22 protein-coding genes are annotated in these 20519 nt (G+C 37.1%); 11 read left to right on the forward strand and 11 right to left on the reverse strand.

The annotated features are described in order from the left end of the window. Positions 1-86 precede the first annotated feature (86 nt). The 8 genes from BSEPE_RS04400 to BSEPE_RS04435 all read left to right on the forward strand — a co-directional run bounded on the left by BSEPE_RS04400 (position 87) and on the right by BSEPE_RS04435 (position 7146). Positions 87-1094 (forward strand): amino acid ABC transporter substrate-binding protein, encoded by a 1008-nt coding sequence (locus BSEPE_RS04400; RefSeq protein WP_066044504.1) that lies wholly within the window; start codon positions 87-89, stop codon positions 1092-1094. A gap of 10 nt (positions 1095-1104) precedes the next feature. Next, entirely contained in the window at positions 1105-2277 is a 1173-nt protein-coding gene (locus BSEPE_RS04405) for an amino acid ABC transporter permease (protein WP_066044506.1), read from the forward strand. Further along, positions 2278-3375: an amino acid ABC transporter permease gene (locus BSEPE_RS04410; RefSeq protein ID WP_066044507.1), complete on the forward strand. Its 1098-nt coding sequence runs from the start codon at positions 2278-2280 to the stop codon at positions 3373-3375. 5 nt (positions 3376-3380) lie between these two features. Beyond that, positions 3381-4121, forward strand: a complete 741-nt coding sequence (locus BSEPE_RS04415) for an amino acid ABC transporter ATP-binding protein (protein ID WP_066044510.1) — start codon at positions 3381-3383, stop codon at positions 4119-4121. A 13-nt stretch (positions 4122-4134) separates the two neighbouring features. Then, positions 4135-4557 carry a Fic family protein gene (locus BSEPE_RS04420; RefSeq protein WP_066044513.1) on the forward strand — a complete coding sequence of 141 codons (423 nt, stop codon included), beginning with the start codon at positions 4135-4137 and terminating at the stop codon, positions 4555-4557. Positions 4558-4709: 152 nt separating this feature from the next. Beyond that, on the forward strand, positions 4710-5060 hold the full coding sequence (locus BSEPE_RS04425; protein ID WP_066044515.1) for a thioredoxin family protein: 351 nt from the start codon (positions 4710-4712) through the stop codon (positions 5058-5060). Further along, positions 5061-6038: a ferrochelatase gene (gene hemH, locus BSEPE_RS04430; protein WP_066044517.1), complete on the forward strand. Its 978-nt coding sequence runs from the start codon at positions 5061-5063 to the stop codon at positions 6036-6038. It abuts the gene before it with no gap. 94 nt (positions 6039-6132) lie between these two features. Next, positions 6133-7146, forward strand: coding sequence for a 2Fe-2S iron-sulfur cluster-binding protein (locus BSEPE_RS04435; protein ID WP_083502978.1), 1014 nt, complete (start codon positions 6133-6135; stop codon positions 7144-7146). A gap of 89 nt (positions 7147-7235) precedes the next feature. On the opposite strand, the gene BSEPE_RS04440 is transcribed toward BSEPE_RS04435, so the two are convergent. After that, complete coding sequence (locus tag BSEPE_RS04440; protein WP_066044519.1) at positions 7236-7430, reverse strand: helix-turn-helix domain-containing protein; 195 nt, start codon at positions 7428-7430, stop codon at positions 7236-7238. Between the two features lie 194 nt (positions 7431-7624). On the opposite strand from BSEPE_RS04440, the gene nrdA reads away from it, so the two are divergent. Genes nrdA through BSEPE_RS04455 form a run of 3 tightly spaced genes read left to right on the forward strand, consistent with a single transcriptional unit; the run spans position 7625 to position 11337 of the window. Next, a complete protein-coding gene (gene nrdA / locus BSEPE_RS04445; protein WP_066044521.1) occupies positions 7625-9907 on the forward strand; it encodes a class 1a ribonucleoside-diphosphate reductase subunit alpha in 2283 nt (760 codons plus the stop codon). An 18-nt stretch (positions 9908-9925) separates the two neighbouring features. Continuing rightward, positions 9926-11062: a class Ia ribonucleoside-diphosphate reductase subunit beta gene (nrdB, locus tag BSEPE_RS04450; protein ID WP_066044523.1), complete on the forward strand. Its 1137-nt coding sequence runs from the start codon at positions 9926-9928 to the stop codon at positions 11060-11062. Between the two features lie 8 nt (positions 11063-11070). Further along, entirely contained in the window at positions 11071-11337 is a 267-nt protein-coding gene (locus BSEPE_RS04455; RefSeq protein ID WP_066044525.1) for a 2Fe-2S iron-sulfur cluster-binding protein, read from the forward strand. Here BSEPE_RS04455 and mnmH read toward each other — a convergent pair. The 10 genes from mnmH to BSEPE_RS04505 all read right to left on the reverse strand — a co-directional run bounded on the left by mnmH (position 11334) and on the right by BSEPE_RS04505 (position 20518). Then, positions 11334-12440, reverse strand: a complete 1107-nt coding sequence (gene mnmH / locus BSEPE_RS04460; protein WP_066044526.1) for a tRNA 2-selenouridine(34) synthase MnmH — start codon at positions 12438-12440, stop codon at positions 11334-11336. The genes BSEPE_RS04455 and mnmH overlap by 4 nt on opposite strands. Beyond that, complete coding sequence (gene selD, locus BSEPE_RS04465; protein ID WP_066044528.1) at positions 12433-13482, reverse strand: selenide, water dikinase SelD; 1050 nt, start codon at positions 13480-13482, stop codon at positions 12433-12435. Before selD ends, mnmH begins: the two co-directional genes overlap by 8 nt. Further along, a complete protein-coding gene (locus BSEPE_RS04470; RefSeq protein ID WP_066044530.1) occupies positions 13460-14893 on the reverse strand; it encodes a BatD family protein in 1434 nt (477 codons plus the stop codon). Before BSEPE_RS04470 ends, selD begins: the two co-directional genes overlap by 23 nt. Continuing rightward, the gene (locus BSEPE_RS04475) at positions 14862-16463 is read right to left on the reverse strand and encodes a VWA domain-containing protein (RefSeq protein ID WP_066044531.1); all 1602 of its coding nucleotides are present in this window, start codon (positions 16461-16463) and stop codon (positions 14862-14864) included. Before BSEPE_RS04475 ends, BSEPE_RS04470 begins: the two co-directional genes overlap by 32 nt. Continuing rightward, positions 16445-17338 (reverse strand): vWA domain-containing protein, encoded by an 894-nt coding sequence (locus tag BSEPE_RS04480; protein WP_066044533.1) that lies wholly within the window; start codon positions 17336-17338, stop codon positions 16445-16447. Before BSEPE_RS04480 ends, BSEPE_RS04475 begins: the two co-directional genes overlap by 19 nt. Further along, the gene (locus tag BSEPE_RS04485) at positions 17331-17702 is read right to left on the reverse strand and encodes a hypothetical protein (protein ID WP_066044535.1); all 372 of its coding nucleotides are present in this window, start codon (positions 17700-17702) and stop codon (positions 17331-17333) included. Before BSEPE_RS04485 ends, BSEPE_RS04480 begins: the two co-directional genes overlap by 8 nt. Before the next feature lie 7 nt (positions 17703-17709). Then, on the reverse strand, positions 17710-18525 hold the full coding sequence (locus tag BSEPE_RS04490; RefSeq protein ID WP_066044537.1) for a DUF58 domain-containing protein: 816 nt from the start codon (positions 18523-18525) through the stop codon (positions 17710-17712). Positions 18526-18533: 8 nt separating this feature from the next. After that, positions 18534-19472: an AAA family ATPase gene (locus tag BSEPE_RS04495; protein ID WP_066044541.1), complete on the reverse strand. Its 939-nt coding sequence runs from the start codon at positions 19470-19472 to the stop codon at positions 18534-18536. Next, entirely contained in the window at positions 19456-20130 is a 675-nt protein-coding gene (locus tag BSEPE_RS04500) for a dUTP diphosphatase (protein WP_066044543.1), read from the reverse strand. The genes BSEPE_RS04495 and BSEPE_RS04500 overlap by 17 nt, the downstream gene beginning before the upstream one ends. Positions 20131-20203: 73 nt before the next feature. After that, positions 20204-20518: a rhodanese-like domain-containing protein gene (locus BSEPE_RS04505; protein WP_066044545.1), complete on the reverse strand. Its 315-nt coding sequence runs from the start codon at positions 20516-20518 to the stop codon at positions 20204-20206. Position 20519 lies beyond the last annotated feature (1 nt).

Raw genomic sequence — 20519 nt, forward strand, 5'->3', positions numbered from 1 at the left:
TACGCGCTATTTTTAGGATTTAGTGCCTATATAAAAGCCAGTTTATGTATACTTTTAGGCTGATTTAAACAACCCTTAAGGAAATTATGAGTACAGTATTAAAATTATCAACTTTAGCACTATTGACCGCTACTAATTTATATGTCCAAGCGGGCACACTGGATAGCGTTCGGGCTAAAGACAGTTTAAATTGTGGTGTATCCACAGGTTTGGTGGGTTTTTCATCAACGGACTCCAAAGGTAAATGGAAAGGCCTGGATGTTGATGTTTGCCGTGCTGTTGCTGCTGCCACCTTGGGTGATGCTAACAAGGTAAGGTTTGTGCCGTTAACAGCTAAAGAACGCTTTACTGCACTACAATCGGGTGAAATTGATATGCTTTCAAGGAATACCACTTGGACGCTGACGCGAGATGGCTCTTTAGGGATGAATTTTACTGGGGTGAATTATTACGACGGACAAGGTTTTATGGTTAAAAAATCATTGGGCGTCAGTAGTGCCAAAGAATTAGACGGCGCTACCTTTTGTTTGCAGAACGGCACAACCACCGAAATTACCCTGTCTGATTACTTTACTAGCCATAAAATGAGTTACAAATCAACACCTTCTGACACTTCAGCGCAAAGCAAAAAAGGTTTTGAAAGTGGCAGATGCGATGTGCTAACTTCTGATAGGTCGAAACTATACGCTATTAGAACCACGCTAAAAAATCCATCTTCTGCAATTATTTTACCGGAAACTATTACTAAAGAGCCTTTAGGTCCTTCGGTTAGACAAGGGGATGACGAGTGGTTTAATATTGTTAAATGGTCTCTAAATGCGATGATTGCGGCGGAAGAATTGGGGGTTAGTAGTGACAATGTTGATAAAAAATTTATCCAACCACAAATCAACAAACTTTTAGGCAATATTGGTCATTTAAATAAGCATCTTGGTTTGGATAAAAAATGGGCTTACAACATCATTGCCCAAGTGGGCAATTATCAGCAAAGTTTTGACAGAAATGTTGGTAAATACACGCCTCTAAAAATCTCCAGGGGGCTTAATGCACTTTGGAAGGATGGCGGAATTTTATACGCGCCTCCTTTTAGGTAGGTTGCTATAAATGGAGAGGGTAAAGTCATTTTTTTTACTGCTTTATAATAACGAAGTCAGGGCTTTTTTGTTTCAAATTATCACTTTGGTGGTGATTGCCTATTTTTCCTATAATGCCATTGATAACTTGTTTATCAATATCGAAAATCGCGGCATTAGAACGGGGTTTGATTTTCTGCAAACTGAATCAGGCTTCGATATTGCCGAATATTTAATTGATTATTCCTCTGCCTCAACAAACCTTAGGGTTTTTTATGTTGGACTGATAAACACGCTTGTCATCTCTGGTGTGGGTATTATTTTTGCCAGTATTATTGGATTAATCGTTGGTATTGCTAGATTATCGAACAATTGGTTAATTGCGAAATTAGCAGGAGGGTATATTGAATTGTTTAGAAATATCCCAATCTTATTACAGATTTTATTTTGGTACAATCTTGCTTTATCAAGTTTTCCACACCCTAGACAAAGTTTTGAGTTGTTTGGCTCGGTATTTGTCAACCTTCGTGGTATTTACCTACCTAAGCCGATTGTCACAGACGGCTTTGTTTGGGTGGTTGTTGCCTTGGGTTTTGGCATTCTACTTAAAATATTACTTAAACGCCATTATAAAAAGAAAAAAGAAGAGTCAGGGACTAAGTCAAATAGCTTAATTTATTCATTATTATTGCTAATCGGTTTTCCGACTATGGTGTATTTTGCACTGGGCTCACCATTGGTTCTTGATTATCCGGTGCTAAAAGGTTTTAACTTTAAGGGCGGCATGAGTTTGTCACCAGAATTTTTATCATTGGCCTTTGCGCTTAGTGTTTATACGGCGACTTATATCGCTGAAGCTATTCGTGCGGGTATCGAATCTGTCTCTAAAGGGCAAAAAGAGGCGGCATTGGCAATGGGGCTAACCCGACAACAGTCGTTGAAGTTGGTCATCTTACCACAGGCGCTTAAAGTAGCCATTCCGCCGATTATTAATCAATACTTAAGCCTTACCAAGAATTCTTCATTGGCTGCCGCTATCGGCTATTCTGAGCTTGTGAATGTATTTACAGGCACAGTTCTTAATCAGGTGGGGCAGGCGGTTGAAATTATTTTGATGACCATGGCCGTGTATTTAACAATATCTCTAGTTATCTCATTGATTTTAAATTTGATTAACCGTCAAATGAACCTCAAGGAGAGATAAATGCCTGTATTCACACCGCAACCCAGTAGAAAGGCGCCACAATTAGAGCTTGGCGCTGTGCGTTGGTTAAGGCAAAACCTATTTTCTAGCCTTACCAGTAGTGCATTTACCCTGCTTGCACTTTATATCATTTATTTGACTGTGCCAGCACTTGCTAATTGGATGTATTTTGATGCAACTTTTGCGCCAGTCAGTAATGAACAATGCGGCAGAGAGGGCGCTTGTTGGCGTTATATCATTGAAAAATTGGATTTATTTATTTATGGTTTTTATCCAACAGAAGAAGTTTGGCGTCCGCAACTGGTGTTAGCATTGGCGCTGAGCTTTGTTTTTATGGCAAAAGCATTAAAACAGTATGCACACAAAGTTAAAATCATCATTGGACTTATCGTTATTTACCCTATTATTGCATTTTTCTTGCTATATGGCGGTTTAGGCTTGACCATTGTTGAAACTCATCAGTGGGGTGGCTTAATGCTTACTATTGTGGTGGCAACAGTGGGTATTGTCGCTTCTTTTCCGATTGGGGTATTGTTGGCACTCGGTCGTCAGTCAAAAATGCGTTTTATTCGGTTATTGTCAGTCGTGTATATCGAGTTTATTCGGGGCATACCTCTGATTACCATCTTATTTATGGCGTCCGTTGTTTTGCCATTGTTTTTTAGTGAGGGTATCAATATGGATAAATTGTTGCGTGCTTTAATTGGCATTACTCTGTTTCAAGCGGCCTATATTGCTGAAGTTGTTCGCGGTGGATTGCAGGCCGTTCCCAAGGGTCAGTATGAGGCAGCAGATGCCATGGGACTAAGTTTTATACAGAAAACTGGGTTGATTATCTTGCCACAAGCATTAAAAATATCAATCCCAAATATTGTCGGCTCTTTCATTGCATTGTTTAAAGACACAACGCTATTGTTGATTATTGGTTTGTTTGATATTTTATCGATGGTACATCTGACCAGTAGTGATGAATTATGGCTTGGTAGGAGCACCGAAGGCTATGTGTTTGTAATGATGGTGCTATGGGTTATCCTCTATTCAATGAGTCAGTATTCGAAAAAATTAGAGTTAAAATACAACACAGAACACAAGAACTAAAGATTATGAATGAAAATATTATTAAAATTAGTGGGTTAAACAAGTGGTACGGCGATTTTCATGCCCTTAAAAATATCAATCTTAAAGTTAAGAAAGGTGAGATTATCGTCATTTGCGGACCATCAGGCAGTGGCAAGTCCACACTTATTCGCTGTATTAATTTCCTTGAGAAGTTCCAGGAGGGGGTAATTACCGTTGATGGCACAGTGCTTAGCGATGATGTTAACAAGATTAGACAGATCAGGTCAGAGGCTTCCATGGTGTTTCAGCACTTTAATCTATTTCCACATCTGAGTATTATTGATAATTTGACTTTGGCGCCTATTTGGGTACACAACGAAAGCAAGCATAAGGCAAGAGATAAAGCCTTGAATTTATTGGACAGAGTGGGGATTAGGGACCAAGCTGAAAAGTATCCAAATCAATTGAGTGGCGGACAACAACAACGAGTGGCAATTGCCAGAGCACTCTGCACCTCGCCAGAGATTATGTTGTTTGATGAGCCGACTTCCGCATTGGACCCTGAGATGATTGCAGAGGTGCTAGATGTGATGATAGAACTGGCAAAAGAAGGTATTACCATGCTTTGTGTGACTCATGAAATGGGCTTCGCCAAGCGGGTTGCAGACCGTGTTATCTTTATGGATGAAGGGCAAATTATTGAAGAAAACCAACCAAAATCTTTTTTTCAGAATCCAGAATCAAAAAGGCTTAAATTATTTTTAGATCAGATACTAAGTAAATAAAACAGAAGGCGTTATGGGACTTTTTAATCGCAACAAATCAAAAGAAAATATAGAAATATTTGACGACGATATTAGAGATCTTAAGCGTAACATTGTTAATAAAACTGGCAAAGAACAACCAAATTTATTTAATGATGAAAACATTGATATAAATATACATACAGAAGAATTAGGGACTAAGAAGGGACTAAGTAATTTTTTTACAAAATTAAAAAAAAATCATATCGATATTTTAAAGGGATGCGTGGCAGATAAGTCAGCTGCGGAGTTGATAAAAATTTTAAAAAGGACGAATAAGTCAAAATTCAAAAATGATATTTTAAATCCTTTAATTGAAGCTGGCTTTCTTGAACTTACCATTCCTGAAAAACCAAAAAGCCCCAAACAAAAATATCGACCAACTGGGAAATTCGTTGCCAGAATTTCAAAAAACTAACTTTTTAACGCTATTTTTCACGATAAATGCCAAATTCTCTATTTAAGCGACTTTATTGTTAAATTAATAGGAAAGGAGCATAGTGCTCTTGATAACAACTTTTTATATTTTTACTTATAAACCATTGATTTATAATCTATTTTTTAAAATTTATGTCTAATATCACGCCAATTGAGGTTTCAATTGATACATTTGAAATCTTAGTAATTGAAAAATCACATCAGCAATTAGTTATTTTGGATATTTCTGCGAAATGGTGCGCTCCATGTAGGGCGCTCGAACCTATTTTAAACGCTGTCGCGGCAGAGTATAATAAAGACGAATTTTCTCTGACAAAGTTAGAGGCGGAAGATGAAAATATGAAGATTGCAGGACGATATTCAGTGCGCGGATTTCCGACAGTTATTGCCTTTATTCGAGGCGAAGAAGTGGATCGATTTCACTCTGCAAAAATGCACGATTTTGTGCGTAATTTTATTGACGATAATTTAGGGAAGTTTTAGATGAAAACAGGTATTTTACTAACCAATTTAGGCACGCCAGATGCGCCAACAAAGACTGCTTTAAAGCGATATTTAAAGCAATTTTTATCAGATGAACGAGTTATTCAACCAAAAAATAAACGCATTTGGTGGTTGGCATTAAATGTCGTTATTTTGAACATTCGTCCTGCTAAATCTGCCCTTAATTACGCCAAAATTTGGAGCACTTTTGGCAAAGGCTCTCCCTTACTAAATATCACCCATTTGCAAGCAAAAGGCATTACAAAACTCTTAGAAAATGACTTCGATAGCTTGGCACTTGAAGTGGGTATGCGTTATGGCAACCCATCGATTGACTCTGCACTGAAAAAATTAGAAGCCAAGGGTTGTAAGAAAATCGTAGTATTGCCTATGTATCCACAGTATTCTGATACCACAACAAGTTCAACGCGTGATGCGGTTGATATGGCGCTAAAGAACTGGGAAAACACCCCAGAACTAGTGTTTATCAGAGATTACTACCAAGATAACGGTTATATCCAGTCTTTAGTGAACTCCATCATTGAGCATCAGCAAAAACATGGAAAACCTGATAAATTAATAATTTCATTTCACGGCATACCACAGCGTTTCGTTGATAATGGCGATATTTATTATGATCATTGCGTCAATACCGTTAAATTGCTCGCTGAAGCCCTTAAATTAAGTGTAGATGACTACCAGCTGTGCTTTCAGTCTATCTTTGGCCGTGAAGAGTGGCTAAAACCACAGACAAAAGACAGTCTTGAGGCTTTAGCGCAAGACGGCATTAAACATGTACAAGTTGTATGTCCTGGATTTTCAGTGGATTGTCTAGAAACCTTAGAGGAAATTGATAAAGAGAACAGAGAATATTTTATGCAAGCTGGTGGTAAGCAGTTTAGCTACATACCCGCACTAAACGACCGAAAAGACCACATACAAGCACTTTCAAATATCCTTGCTCAGCAATTAACTTAAGTTCGCATAATTTATATTATGTTAAATTATAGACCCAAGCAAACAAAGATTTTTTTTACCCTCTCCGCTATATTATAGATTTACTGCATTCATAATGTCATCAAACAACCTCTTTAATGTCCACTTAAAAAATCATCGGCGCGATTTTGAATGCGCTGAAATGGATCCTATCCTCGAAAGTGGGCTTCATCATGGTTTGGCAATGCGCTATGAGTGTAGTAACGGCTCTTGTGGTTCTTGTGTAGCAAAGCTTTTAAAGGGTCAAATTAAGCAGATAAAACACCATGATTTTCCTTTGACGGATGAGCAAAAGGCAGAAAATACCTTTTTAACCTGTTGTAACGCACCTGCTAGCGACCTTGAAGTGACATTAGAACTAATTGGAGGTGTTAAGTCTATCCCTATTCAATCGATTGAAGTTAAGGTCAAAGATATTAAGTTTATTAACAAGGGCATGTCCATTGTAAAACTTAGGACGCCGAGATCTAAAACTTTGCAATTTATGGCAGGTCAGAATGTTGAACTGTCCTTTAATGGAAAAAGTTATCACTACCCTATTGCCTCTTGTCCTTGCCATGGAATGGATTTAGAGTTTCATATCAGACATACAGAGTGCGATGTTTTCGCCAGTGAAATTTTTAAAGGAGGGCTTAAAGCTAAGTCCAAAGTGAAATTAAAAGGACCCAAAGGTATTTTTATACTCAAAGAGCGGTCAAAACGACCAATGGTATTTATCGCTTGGGACAGTGGTTTTGCACCCATTAGAAGTTTAGTGGAGCACGCTTTTTCATTGGAAATGCCCAATCCTGTTTATTTTTATTGGGCATTTCCTGCTACTGAGCAGATACCCTACTTAAATAATCATGCGCAATCTTGGCGTGCGATGATGGATGAATACAACTACACCCCTATTGCCTGTACCTTTAATCGTGCTAATAAAAATGATTGTAAAAAGGTTGCCAAGCAAATATTTGAGGCTTTAGACCATAATATTGTCAATCAATCAGATGTCTATATTTCAGTGCCAGCGGAAGTGTTGATTTATTTGGGTGAATTGTTGTTTGAAAATGGATTAAATGAAACGCAATTAATTGCTTCGCCAATTTAGTCATTTTTGACGATTTTTTTAAAAATATGCTAAACTATTGACGCTAAAGCGGTTGCGCTTTTATTAGTAAAATCTAAGGTGTATTCGACTCATAAGTGCACAACGCCCAATTGACGAACATCAACACCCGTTCTTTCAAAAAACACCTGATAAGGTGTTTTAAATTCTAAACATTTTCCAGGTCTAGAATTCAGTTTATCAACAGCAATTTTATTCTTTGACATCCCTTGCTTGATGTTAATAGCGATATAATATCTCTCTTCAGAGGTTGAGTGCTTGTACATAGTGTTCAGCTCCGTTTAAGTAAACCAATCATTATAGATTGACTAGCCTCTGATTTTTATTCAAAGGCTTAGTATATTTTGCTTTTGGCTTACCCTGAAGATCAAGCAAAATACACTAATGCTAATTAAACTTAGTTGTGCTTATGATGCGGATTTACTTTAAAATATATAGTGTTTTTAACCAAAAAAGACTTATGAATACAAATATCCAAGTTACCAAGCGTAATGGCAAGAAAGAACCGATAGATATGGAGAAAATTCACCGTGTCATTGAATGGGCCTCTCAAGGGTTAACTGGCGTTAGCGTTTCCCAGGTTGAAATCAGTGCGCAACTGGCATTTTTTGAAGACATTAAGACCGAGGATATTCACGAAACCATCATTAAGTCGGCTGCCGATTTAATTTCTACTGATGCACCTGATTATCAGTATTTAGCGGCTCGTTTAGCCATCTTTCATCTGCGTAAAAAATCATTCAAATCTTTCACTCCACCTGCCTTATTTGAACATATAACCAAACTTACCGAAAAAGGTATTTATGACACGGATATTTTAGAAAAATACAGTAAAGCTGAGATTGATGAATTAGACAGTCACACAGATCACGAGCGTGATATGGGCTTTTCTTATGCGGCAGTTAAGCAGTTAGAAGGCAAATATTTAGTGCAAAACCGCGCCACGGGAGAGATTTATGAGTCGCCACAGCAGTTGTATATGTTGGTAGGTATGTGCTTGTTCCAAGAATATGAATCTAAAGTCAGAATGGATATTGTTAAGCGTTTTTACGATGCCAGTTCTACCTTTAAAATCTCTCTGCCAACGCCGATTATGGCAGGTGTTCGCACCCCAACGCGTCAATTTTCTTCTTGTGTATTAATTGAAACTGCCGATGATTTAGATTCTATCAGTGCCACTGCAGGTGCGATTGTTAAATATGTGTCACAACGCGCAGGTATCGGTGTGAATGCCGGCAGAATTCGTGCACTTGGTAGTCCTATTCGTGGTGGTGAAGCAATGCATACGGGTTGCGTACCTTTTTACAAACATTTCCATACCGCGGTTAAATCATGCTCTCAAGGGGGCGTGCGTGGTGGTGCAGCCACCCTATTCTATCCCTTCTGGCATTTAGAAGTTAGAGATTTATTGGTACTTAAGAACAATACGGGCACCGATGAGAACCGCGTGCGTCACTTAGACTACGGTGTACAGTTCAATGGCTTGTTGTACCAGCGTTTTGTTGAAGGTGGCAACATTACGCTATTCTCACCCGATGAAGCGGTTGGGCTGTATGAGGCTTTCTTTGAAGATCAAGATGAATTCAAGCGTTTGTATGAGCAATATGAAAAAGATGATTCTGTCCGCAAGGAAGTCATTAAAGCGCGTGAATTATTTGCCATCTTTATGCAAGAACGGGCTAATACGGGTCGTATCTATGTACAGAATGTAGATCATTGCAACACTCATGGTGCATTTAACCCAAAAGTTGCACCAGTGCGTCAATCTAACCTATGCATGGAAATTACACTGCCAACCAAACCTTTATATTCTGTGCAAGATGAAAATGGAGAAATCGCTTTGTGCACGCTTTCAGCGGTGAATTTAGGCGCACTTGAAAGTCTCGATGAATTAGAAGAAATCACCGAAATCATTGTTCGCGCCTTGGATTCATTATTGGATTATCAAGATTACCCAATCAAAGCGGCAAAAATTGCCAGTATGAATCGCAGAACGCTGGGTATCGGTGTTACCAACTTGGCTTATTACTTGGCGAAAAACAACGCTAAATACTCAGATGGATCGGGTAATGATTTGGTACACCGCACTTTTGAAGCCTTGCAATACTATTCGCTTAAAGCTTCTAATAAGCTGGCACAAGAAAAAGGTGTTTGCCCACTCTTTAATGAAACCCAGTATGCAAAAGGTATTATGCCAATTGACACCTTTAAGAAAAATGTGGATGATTTCTGTTGTGCGACTTTGCAATTAGATTGGGACAGTTTGCGCAAAGAAATTGTTAAGACGGGGCTTAGAAATTCAACACTTACCGCATTAATGCCTTGCGAAAGTTCGTCTCAAATCTCAAATTCCACTAATGGCATCGAGCCACCACGCGGTTTTGTGACTACAAAGCAGTCTAAGGATGGATTACTGAAACAGGTAGTTCCAGAGTACGAAAAACTCAAAAATCAATATGAATTATTGTGGGATATTAAAGACAACGAAGGCTATTTACAGTTGTGTGCAATTATGCAAAAGTTTATAGATCAGTCAATTTCTACCAATACCCATTACGACCCATCGAAGTTTGAAGGAAGTAAAGTGCCAATGAAGTTATTCCTAATGGACTTATTGATGGCTTATAAATATGGCATTAAGACGCTGTATTATCACACCACGCGTGATGGCAGTGGTGAGAACGAAAATAATCCAGACAAAGAAGATGACAACGGTTGTGCAGACGGTGTTTGTAAATTATAAATTTTAAAGGAATTGAATATGGCATACAGTATTTTTACCAAAAGAATTAGCGACACACTGACTGAACCGATGTTTTTCGGTAATAGTGTGAATGTTGCGCGATTTGATAAGCAAAAATATAAGGTATTTGAAAAACTCACGGAAAAACAACTGTCATTTTTCTGGCGACCTGAAGAAATCGATGTCAGTAAGGATAAAATTGATTTCGCCAAATTATTACCAAATGAAAAACACATTTTTATTTCTAATTTACAATATCAAATTTTGTTAGATTCTGTGCAAGGCAGAAGCCCAAGTATTGCTTTTTTACCGATTGTATCTCTGCCAGAAGTGGAAAACTGGATTGAAACATGGTCTTTCTCTGAAACCATTCACTCTCGTTCTTACACGCACATTATTCGTGCGATTGTAAATGAACCCGGTGCGGTGTTTGACGATATTATGAAAACCGATGAAATTATCAAGCGCGCTGAAAGCGTTTCTGAGAAATATGATATCTTAATTAAATGTACGCAAGCTTACTTGTTACACGGGGAAAGTACTTTGAAAATGGGAGGTACAACGGTAAATATTGATTTGTATTGCTTAAAAAAGAAACTTTATTTAACGCTAATGTCGGTTAATATTCTTGAAGCTGTGCGTTTTTATGTGTCATTCGCATGCTCGTTTGCCTTTGCTGAGCGCAAAGTCATGGAAGGCAACGCTAAAATCATTAAAATGATTGCCCGTGATGAGGCTTTGCATCTATCTGGCACACAATATATGCTCAATATTATGCGTAGTGGCAAGGATGACCCAGATATGCAAAAAATTGCAATAGAGTCTGAAGAGGAGGTCATTGAGATGTTCAAAGAAGCCTGTCAGCAAGAGAAAGAATGGGCAGAATATTTATTCCGTGACGGCTCTATGATTGGCTTAAACGCTAATATTTTGAAACAATATTTAGAATATATTACCAATATTCGTATGAAAGCATTAGGTCTTACGCCAATCTTTGACGACATTGCCAACCCGTTGCCATGGATTAATCATTGGCTAGATTCAGATAATGTACAGGTAGCACCGCAGGAAACAGAGATTACTTCGTATTTAGTTAGTGCGATTGACAACAATATAGACGCCAACGATACCGACTTTGGTGACTTTAAATTATAATCTAAACTATGTTTAGAATTGATATTGATAATATTAATGGTAAGACAGAAACCCTGTATGTGTATGGCGAACAGTCTATTCTGACTGAGTTAGAAGCGCACAATGTGTTGCTTAATCACTCTTGCCGTCAAGGACATTGTGGCGCTTGCATACTTACGCTTTTGGCGGGGGATGTAGAGCATCAAGCGTGTTTGGTGGATGTTTCTCCGGGGGAGATTCTTGCTTGTCAAGCCAGGCCAGCCACTGATATTAAGATTGGTTTAAGGGGGTTTTAGTAAATGGATTTGTCGTTTAGATACGCCAATACCTCATCAGCACTACCTTTAAATACCACTCTATCCATTTTTTTTTGAATTTGATAATTGTACATCGGGTCATAATAACCGACTAATAGTTCCTTAACGACTGGATGGAATCCAGTGCTATCACCCTGCTCTTTATATAACGATAGTGCGTCATTTACTAGGGTCAACATTACTTTATATCGCTCTAAACCTAAGCGTTTTTGGATTTTTTCCAAACTTTTTAGCCAGTAATTGGCAAAATTATCAAAACCATTTTCACTGTCTTGAACAATGAAATCACGACGCATATCAATCACATAGGCGTCCATACTGACTTTTAAACGCTCCTCAACCGTGGCATCTAATAATATTAATTCAGCCATTGAGGTCTTTACTTGAATGCATTGTGGGATATGCACCATGCCTACATTTGAACCTTCATCTTCAAAGGTAAGCAGGGTTTGATTTTGCTGTTTAATAAGTTGGATGGCCAAATTATTTTCAAAATTGATTTGCGTTGGTTGCGCTGTGGTGGTGCTACCAAAGGCAGATCCACGGTGGTTTGCCAGTCCTTCTAAGTCAATTTTGTTGTGTAATTTGTCTAATAATAGCGTTTTGCCACAGCCCGTCTGCCCGCCAATCACAATAGGCGTGACTTTTGCCATAATGCGGTCAGTTTCGTCAATCAAAAATCGGCGTAACGCCTTATAACCCCCTTTAATACGCGGGTAATTAATGCCTGAGGTTTCAAAAATCCATTGTTGGGTGATTTGACTGCGTAGTCCGCCGCGAAAACAATAAAGCGCCCCATCTGGGTGTTTTTTAATGAATTCAAGCCACTTTGCAAGGCGCTGTTCTTTAATTTTTCCCTGTACCAAGTCATGACCTAAAGCAATTGCCTTATCTTGTCCTTTATTTTTATAGCAAGTGCCGATTAATTCTCGCTCTTTGTCACTCATCAGAGGTAGGCTGTCTGTATGCGGAAAAGCTCCCTGCTCAAATTCAGTTGGCGATCGTGTGTCAAATAAAGGGATATCGTCAGTAAACAGACGAGTAAAGTCATCCTTTGGTATTTGCGTAAGTTCCTTAGGCATTGACTTGTACAAGTGCTTGATTGTCATTTTGCGTAACAATTTCACCAATTGCCTCTAAGTCAAATCCAGCCTCTTGCATCACTTGTTCAAATTCACTTTGTGCACTGTCTGCCACCATAATTAACAAGCCACCACTGGTTTGCGGGTCGCAAACAATAGATTGCACTTCACTATTCATCTTGCTAAGGTTGTGTCCATAACTGTCAAAGTTGCGTTGTGCCCCACCTGGGGAACAGCCATTCGCTAAATAGCCTTTAATGTTTGGTAAAGTCGGCACTTTGTGATACGCAATCGATGCTGCCACCTTGGACCCTAAACAAACTTCCGACAAATGCCCACCCAAACCAAAGCCAGTCACATCTGTAATCGCATTAACACCGTCAATTTTTGCCACAGTCGCACCAATATCATTCAGCTGACACATTGTCTTAATTGCGCGTTCTTCATCCTCAGCTGTGATTTTCTTCTGTTTTTGTGCGGTTGTCAAAATACCGATACCAAGCGCCTTGGTTAAATATATCTTGTCACCAACTTTCGCCGTAGAATTTTCTTTTAAATGTTTAATGGGCACTTTACCCGTCACGGACAACCCGAAAATAGGCTCAGGCGAATCAATGCTATGTCCGCCTGCCAATGTTATTCCTGCTTGTTGACAGACCGTGCGGCCGCCTTCAATTACCTGCTGTCCTATCTCCGCTGACAATTTATCCAGTGGCCAGCCAAAAATTGCAATCGCCATCAACGGCACGCCGCCCATCGCATATACATCACTAATTGCATTCGTTGCCGCAATGCGTCCAAAAGTAAATGGGTCATCGACAATTGGCATAAAAAAGTCGGTGGTGCTAATAATCGCCTCACCATTACCAATGTCATACACTGCTGCATCATCGCGCGAATGATTGCCCACCAATAAATTAGAATCTGTCAACTCATCAATTGATGTTTTTAGAATAGCGTCTAAAACTTTCGGTGATATTTTGCACCCACAGCCTTGCCCGTGACTGTATTCTGTAAGCTTAACTGTTTGATTGAATGGCATTGATAATCTCTTTTTTATTAATTTTTTGTCTCTCGCCCTTGTAGATATTAGCTTCCAGTTGTTGCAACACAGGCTCAAGCTGGGTTAAATTTAGCGGCAATAGCACATCAAATAACTGCTTATCACCTTTGCTTGATTTAATTTGTTTGATTAAACTTTGGTTTTTAAGTTGTTTTTTCTGATGTCTAAATATAGAGACTAAAACGCCGATAAGTATACCAACCACAATACCCAATAGAAGATAATAATATTTTATTTTGTCATTGACGGGTATTTTGTTGTCAATTTCTATCAAAGCTTGTGTTACTGTTCTTTTGGCAGGCTGTATTTTGGCAGTCACTTGAATTTTAATCGGTTGAGTACTAAGGCTTTTTTTTGTTTGGGTTTTTTTATCAAAATAATCAAATTTAAATGCTGGGATGACAAAATTTTGAGCACCAACAATGGCAAACTTTTGCTGCCAGCCCTTATAATCAAAGATTGCATCATCGCTGTAAATCGTGGCATTGTCAATGCTAAGATTAAAATTTTCAATGTCTTCAAAGTTACCTTCGCCATTAATGGCAACGGTTAAATTAACCGCATCCCCTTCTTTGGTTTGGGTTTTGTCAACACTGGCTTTAATGCTAAAATCACCAAAAATCCTAAGCGCATCTGGTAAAGGTTTTACTGTTAATGTCAGTGCATTAGAATATTTTTTTTTACTCAGAGTGTTTTGCCTCATTGAGAAAAAATTACCAAATATATCTCTGTTTTGATTACCAATAGTAGCAACCAGACTAGGAAGCGTGAATGTGCCAAAATTACTTGCGCTAACTTTAAAATTCAATGTAACAATATTATAATCTTGATCCGCACTATTGGTTTGTCTACCCTTTATAAACAGCAAATCTTTTACTTCTGGTTGAGAAAGGTTAATTTGATTATTTGAAAGTGTCTTTTTTACTTTAAAAATCACTTTTAGATTAGCCTTATCACCTAGAAAAAATGTTGGTTTGTCTATTTGCATTTGCAAAATATAGTCATCCCCTGCCTTGGTTTGTGTGGGTTTTCTAAATGTAATCTCTATTGGTTGGGTGGTTTGTTGCATTCCATCTACCATTACTGTATAAGCAGGAATAGTCAAACTCTTTGTTGGTTTAAAAACATAAGACCTGCTGGTTTTTTGAATGCGTTTGCCATTAATAATGCTAATATTTTGAGCGTCGCTGGTTGACAAAATTCTATATCCCATAATGTCATTAATCAAAGGAAAATCAACTTGCTTGCCATCAGAGTCTAGCGTTAAGATAATTTGCTCATCTGGATAAAACCAAGTTTGATTAACATTGGCCGTTGTTAGTGCAAAAACTGGTGCACTAATAAGTAGTAAAAATAGATTACCAAAGATTTTTTTTATTATCGTTTTCATTGTTTTCTTGCTTATTATTAAGTGGAATTAATAGGGTTCTAAGTTGTTTGTTTAAAGACTTTTCCCATCGTTGTTGCTTGAGTTTATCTAATTTTTTTCTTTGTTGTTGCTGTTGTTTGTTTTTCCCTTGTTTTTTATCTTTCTTTTTTTTGCCACCTTGTTGTTGTTTATTTTTGGCTGTGTCTTTTTTTTGATTTTTGCTTTTTTTATCTTTTCCTTTTTGATTCTTTTTTCGTTTTGCCTTTTTCTTTTTGAGTAGGTTTAAATTAAACAAGGCGTCTTTATCCTGTTTTATTTTTAACGCTTGTTGATAATGCTCAATTGCTTTATCTGTTTTTTTTAGTTTGGCATAAGCATTGCCAGAATTGTATAAACGCTCAAAATCTAAATTTTTTTGCTTGATGCTTGTATATTTTTCTAGTGCCTGTTCGTATAAACCTTGCTTATAAAGGCTATTTGCTTGATTTAAGCGCGCGGCATCATTGTCAATTTTGCCAAACTTTTCTGCTGCCACTTGATAATTTCCATTTATATAAGCTTGGTTTGCTTGTTTGATGTTAGAAAAATCTAACAGACCTGCCTTTGCATTTATTGACGCTAGTAGTAGTAAAATAAACTTTATGGTCTTTTTTGGCAGTGAAAAAAATGCAAAAAACAACAAAAATAAAGCAAAAGCCAATGGATAATAAAACAAGTGTTGTTTTTGAATAACTTTTATATCCTTGCTACTGGCATAACTTTTAAACGAATTAATAAAGTCTGTCAAGTCATTATTATTCAGCGAATATTTTAAATAACGCCCCTGGGTTTGAGTGGCTAATTTTTTAATATTTGGGTTGCTTTTAACAATCACAATATTACCACCTTCATCCTTTAAAATCCCTTTCTTATCTTTGATGGTGCTGCCACTTCTGGTGGCAATATCAAAGACAAAAATCGTCAAATTATGTGCATTTGCATAAGAAATTTCTTTGCTAAAATCACTCTTATCACCGCCATCGGTCAACAGCAATAGTTGTTTGTTTGAAGCCTCACCCAGTAAATCATCCGCTGATTGCAATAGATTGAGCACATTGGTGCCTTTTAAGTTAATAGCATCCAATCTTAAATTCTTAATCAAAAACTTAAGACTGGAAAAATCATCGGTTAAAGGGGAGACCAAAAAGGCCCGATTGGCAAACCCTAAAATTGCAATACGCTTCTCACTAATCTTATCAAGGCTAGTGGATAATTTGTTTTTTGCAAGCTCAAAACGATTGGGATAAACATCGTTTGCCAACATAGATTTTGACATATCAATGGCCACAATCAAATCACTTGAGTATTTTTTTATCTTAACTTCGCCAGCTTCAAGTGTTGGCCTGCTCAAGGCAATTAAAATCAATACTATTGCCAACAACAAAAACCTAAGTCGTGTTTTTATGGATATTTTATGCTTATTGAAACTGATTTTTTCCAACACATCAGGAGCAAATAAATCTTCAATATTGCCACTTCTATTGTGAATAAAAAACCACAATAGAGCAATGGGAATTGTTAGGTAAAGTAGTTCTATTTTCTCAAAATCCATGTGTTCTTCTGCCAAAAATAAATAAATAAAAGCACCAATGCCAGGCTTAGTGGATAGTGAAAATAATAGGTTTTTTTGTTGTATTTGTTAATATTTATCTTGCTTTTTTCGAGTTGATTAATTTTTGTATAAATATTTTTTATATCCTTGGCACTATTTGCTGAGAAAAATTTAGCACCTGTGGTATTTGCAATTTCCCTTAAAATACCTTCGTCGTATTCCCTTCTACCACCAACGCCAATCGTATAAACCTTTATTTTATTGTCCTTTGCGCGTCTAATGGCAACTTCAAATGGAACACTATCAGTATTATTCCTACCATCAGTCAGCAAGATGGCAATTCTTTCTTTTGATTTAGAGTTTTCAAATAATTTTGAACTTAAAAACAAGGCCTCGTAAAGTGCTGTTCTTTGTCTTCCAGCGATGCCAACATTAATATTACCCAATACTTTGATAACGCTTTTTTTATCATAGGTTAAAGGTATGACAGTATAGGCAAAATCTGCAAAAATACTCAATGCTATTTTGTCATTTCTACGCTGAGCAACAAAATCCTTAACAATGGACTTTACTGTTTTAAACTTGTTATTTTGCTGCATTGAGCCTGAGGCATCTAAAATCAAGGAAATCTCGTAACCCTTAGTCTTATCAAGTATTATCTCCTGGGTTTTAATGGGACTGGCAAGCGCTATAATAGACAAACTAAGGATTAAAAATTTAAGTGTATTAGAGAAGAATTGTTTGGATTTTGTTATTTTTTTTAACAATCCATTTTGTGGAAAGTAAATAGCGCGTTTTTTTTCTTTGCAAGATGACAAGCATACAATTAACAATGCGATAAGTAATAAAAAATAAGGATATTCAAAACTAAACATTAACAAATGCCTCGATTTGTGCAATCAACATTGCGTCTAATTTACCTACTTGTTTTTTATATTTATAAGTCAATAATGCGGTATTTATTTTCTCAAACTCTGCTGCATTAGTCTCATTGACTAATGCAGATGCGTAAGCACTAAATATATAAGCCGTGCTTTTACTGTTGCTAAAGTCAAGTTCTTTGAGTGCTTTTAAGGCTATTTTCCTGTCGTTATTTCGGCGTTTTATCATTTGATTTTGCCAAATATAACGACCAAAGATTAACAATATCAACAAAACAACTGCAAGCATAATCAACAGATAAATCAAAGAATTATCTGGAATACTAACAAGGGGTTTGATGTCTTTTAAGGTTTCCATTTTGCACCTACCTTAAAATCTGTGAAAGTTTGATAAATACATCTTCATTGGTATAAAGCTTGCCGACATTGATTTTATGCTGAGAAAAGTGCATATAGCGTTTGTTGTCTTCTATTTGCAGTGCATCCTGATATTTCTTTGCCACTTTTTTATCAATATCAACCGTCAAAGTGTTGTGGTTTTGTGCGTTAACAAGGTTTAACTCGGTGCCAAAATTTGGCAACTCCTCTAATGGATCACGCACCATAATTGCATTAATTTGATTTTTATGGGCAATCAGCCCATAGTCATTATGCTGATAAAAATCACTAATAACAAAAGTCATTGACTTGGGTTGTTGAAGTAAATAATTATTAAGTGCTTCAAAGTTTAGCTCGGTTTTTAACAAATCAAAGTCCAACATACGCTTAATAGCAACAAGCAACTCTCCTGTATTGCTTAATGGAAAAATTTGCTGACCAACATCTGAAAAAAACACCAATTTTGTTTGATTTTTTTGTTTGATAGATGAATGGGCTAGATGTGCGATAATCTCTGCAATTAACACACTTTTTAGTTTAACCGAACCAAAATGCAGACTGCTTGAGAGTAACACACAAATAACAACATTAATTTGCTTGTCTTCATTAAAAATATTGGTTTGCAATTCACCTGTTTTAGCACTAGCAGAAAAATTTATTTTTCGAATATCATCACCTGCTTGATAAGGTCGAATTTCACAAAAATCTAATCCTTCGCCACGCATTTTTGACAAATGTTCAGAGGACTTGTTAGTGAAAACATTTTTTTTGGCGCGTAATAATATCTCTTGAGCCAGCATCATTGCATTTTTTACGGTGTTTGAATGGCTTTAAGTATTTTCTTGATAATCGCCTGTGCAGTGATATTTTCTGCTTGTGCCTTGTAACTTAACACCAATCTGTGTTGCAGAACCTCATTGACCACACTGGCAATATCAAGCGGCGTAACAAAATCATTACCGCGAATTAACGCCTTAGCACAACTGGCTTTATATAAATCAATACTTGCCCTTGGACTGACACCAAATTCAATGTATTCTTTAATGTCTTCTAGTCCGTATTTCTGCGGATAACGCGTTGCAAAAACAATTTTAAGCATATATTCTCGGACTGCCTCATCAACATGAATTTTCTGAAACTGCTGCCTGATGTTAGCAATATCTTCTACATTTGCCACTTGGTTAACCTTTTCAAAACCATCGATAGCAACACGCCTAACGACATCTAACTCTTCATCCAGCGTATTATAATCCAGCACAGTTTTTAACATAAAGCGGTCTAATTGCGCTTCTGGCAATGAATAAGTACCCTCTTGTTCTACTGGATTTTGTGTTGCCATTACCAAAAATGGCTCTTCAATTTTAAAACTCTCATTGGCAATGGTTACTTGTTGTTCAGCCATCACTTCAAGCAGTGCAGATTGCACCTTGGCAGGAGAGCGATTGATTTCATCTGCTAATAATAAATGGGTGAAAATTGGTCCTTGTTTAACGCTAAATTCACCTGTTTTAGGGTTGTAAATTTGTGCACCTGTTAAATCACTAGGGAGTAAATCTGGGGTAAATTGAATACGCTTAAAATTAATTCCTAGCGTTTTTGACAAAGTGTTAATGGCCGTAGTTTTTGCCAGTCCTGGCACGCTTTCTACCAAAATATGCCCGCCAGCAATGAGTCCAATCAACAAATTATCAACCAACGCCTCTTGACCGATAATAACCTTTTGTATTTCTTTTTTAATTAATGCTATCATTTTTATATACTTCCTCTAATTTTTTATAAAATTGCTCTGGAGTTAATTCAGGATTTTTATCCATAATCGCAAAAGCAACGACATTATCTTCAACAATATTACCCTTGTCATCAAGCCACATCTTGACATAACTACCCTCCTTATAGCCATGGTCTTGTCTAAAGGTATTAAGTTGATTTTTGACTAAGTAACGCTTATATAATTCAGCCACATTCATATTCATAGTGGCTAATGCCTTAAAAAACAAGCCCGTTATTTCATATAATGCATTTTTTGATTTATCCACATTTGCATTAGCAGCGACAGCCACTATTTTTTCTAGGGTTTCTACCGTCATTTCCGGGTTAATCTCTCTCTCAGGCTGCATATCTACATACGCTTCAGCGAATTGCGTATCACCAAAATGTATCGCTTCTGACATAATAAAATGCCAAATATCCACTAATTCAACTTTGGCATTATCTAAATCAGGTTGTCCTTCAATATCTTTCCAATGTTTCCAATTGAAAGAATCAATCGCCTCAGCAGCCTCCATATAAATACAACGCAACCAAGAAATTTGTCGCCCTTCTTTAGTTGCGCCTTCTGTCCAAATTAAGCCATTTGTAGCGTCATTTAACGCTTGTTGTAACTTAAACATTTGTTTGATTTGATTCATTTAATATAGCCTCATAATAATTGTTTAACATTATACAATTAATGGTGACTTGGACGAAGCTTTAAGTTGTTTTTCAATATAGAGTCATAGTGGTATCGACCTGCTTTGCCCAGGCATCAATACCACCTCGTAGGTTAATTACCTTCTCAAATCCAATTGAGTTAAAATATCGCGCTACCTGCATTGAACGAATGCCGTGATGACAAATAATAACAATCTCCCTCGTCTTGTCTAACGAGTCAATATGATTCATTATCTGTCCCATCGGTAACAATCTAGAATTCTCAAAATGACACTTATCCCACTCCCACTGCTCTCGCACATCCAACAACAGTGGTTGATTGTCTTTTAAATAAGTATCAAGTTCAATGGCATTAAAGTCTTTCATA

Origin of the sequence: endosymbiont of Bathymodiolus septemdierum str. Myojin knoll (genome assembly GCF_001547755.1) — a bacterium.
GTDB lineage: Bacteria > Pseudomonadota > Gammaproteobacteria > PS1 > Pseudothioglobaceae > Thiodubiliella.

Bases quoted from the DNA above. Each gene is read 5' to 3' on its own strand.
- BSEPE_RS04505 (WP_066044545.1), bottom strand. From the start codon at position 20,518: ATGAAAGACTTTAATGCCATTGAACTTGATACTTATTTAAAAGACAAT.
- BSEPE_RS04475 (WP_066044531.1), bottom strand. From the start codon at position 16,463: ATGGATTTTGAGAAAATAGAACTACTTTACCTAACAATTCCCATTGCT.
- BSEPE_RS04435 (WP_083502978.1), top strand. From the start codon at position 6,133: ATGTCATCAAACAACCTCTTTAATGTCCACTTAAAAAATCATCGGCGC.
- BSEPE_RS04495 (WP_066044541.1), bottom strand. From the start codon at position 19,472: ATGATAGCATTAATTAAAAAAGAAATACAAAAGGTTATTATCGGTCAA.
- BSEPE_RS04470 (WP_066044530.1), bottom strand. From the start codon at position 14,893: ATGAAAACGATAATAAAAAAAATCTTTGGTAATCTATTTTTACTACTT.
- nrdB (WP_066044523.1), top strand. From the start codon at position 9,926: ATGGCATACAGTATTTTTACCAAAAGAATTAGCGACACACTGACTGAA.
- BSEPE_RS04480 (WP_066044533.1), bottom strand. From the start codon at position 17,338: ATGTTTAGTTTTGAATATCCTTATTTTTTATTACTTATCGCATTGTTA.
- BSEPE_RS04490 (WP_066044537.1), bottom strand. From the start codon at position 18,525: ATGATGCTGGCTCAAGAGATATTATTACGCGCCAAAAAAAATGTTTTC.
- BSEPE_RS04485 (WP_066044535.1), bottom strand. From the start codon at position 17,702: ATGGAAACCTTAAAAGACATCAAACCCCTTGTTAGTATTCCAGATAAT.
- BSEPE_RS04420 (WP_066044513.1), top strand. From the start codon at position 4,135: ATGGGACTTTTTAATCGCAACAAATCAAAAGAAAATATAGAAATATTT.
- BSEPE_RS04500 (WP_066044543.1), bottom strand. From the start codon at position 20,130: ATGAATCAAATCAAACAAATGTTTAAGTTACAACAAGCGTTAAATGAC.
- BSEPE_RS04410 (WP_066044507.1), top strand. From the start codon at position 2,278: ATGCCTGTATTCACACCGCAACCCAGTAGAAAGGCGCCACAATTAGAG.
- mnmH (WP_066044526.1), bottom strand. From the start codon at position 12,440: ATGCCTAAGGAACTTACGCAAATACCAAAGGATGACTTTACTCGTCTG.
- nrdA (WP_066044521.1), top strand. From the start codon at position 7,625: ATGAATACAAATATCCAAGTTACCAAGCGTAATGGCAAGAAAGAACCG.
- hemH (WP_066044517.1), top strand. From the start codon at position 5,061: ATGAAAACAGGTATTTTACTAACCAATTTAGGCACGCCAGATGCGCCA.
- BSEPE_RS04440 (WP_066044519.1), bottom strand. From the start codon at position 7,430: ATGTACAAGCACTCAACCTCTGAAGAGAGATATTATATCGCTATTAAC.
- BSEPE_RS04455 (WP_066044525.1), top strand. From the start codon at position 11,071: ATGTTTAGAATTGATATTGATAATATTAATGGTAAGACAGAAACCCTG.
- BSEPE_RS04405 (WP_066044506.1), top strand. From the start codon at position 1,105: ATGGAGAGGGTAAAGTCATTTTTTTTACTGCTTTATAATAACGAAGTC.
- BSEPE_RS04400 (WP_066044504.1), top strand. From the start codon at position 87: ATGAGTACAGTATTAAAATTATCAACTTTAGCACTATTGACCGCTACT.
- BSEPE_RS04425 (WP_066044515.1), top strand. From the start codon at position 4,710: ATGTCTAATATCACGCCAATTGAGGTTTCAATTGATACATTTGAAATC.
- BSEPE_RS04415 (WP_066044510.1), top strand. From the start codon at position 3,381: ATGAATGAAAATATTATTAAAATTAGTGGGTTAAACAAGTGGTACGGC.
- selD (WP_066044528.1), bottom strand. From the start codon at position 13,482: ATGCCATTCAATCAAACAGTTAAGCTTACAGAATACAGTCACGGGCAA.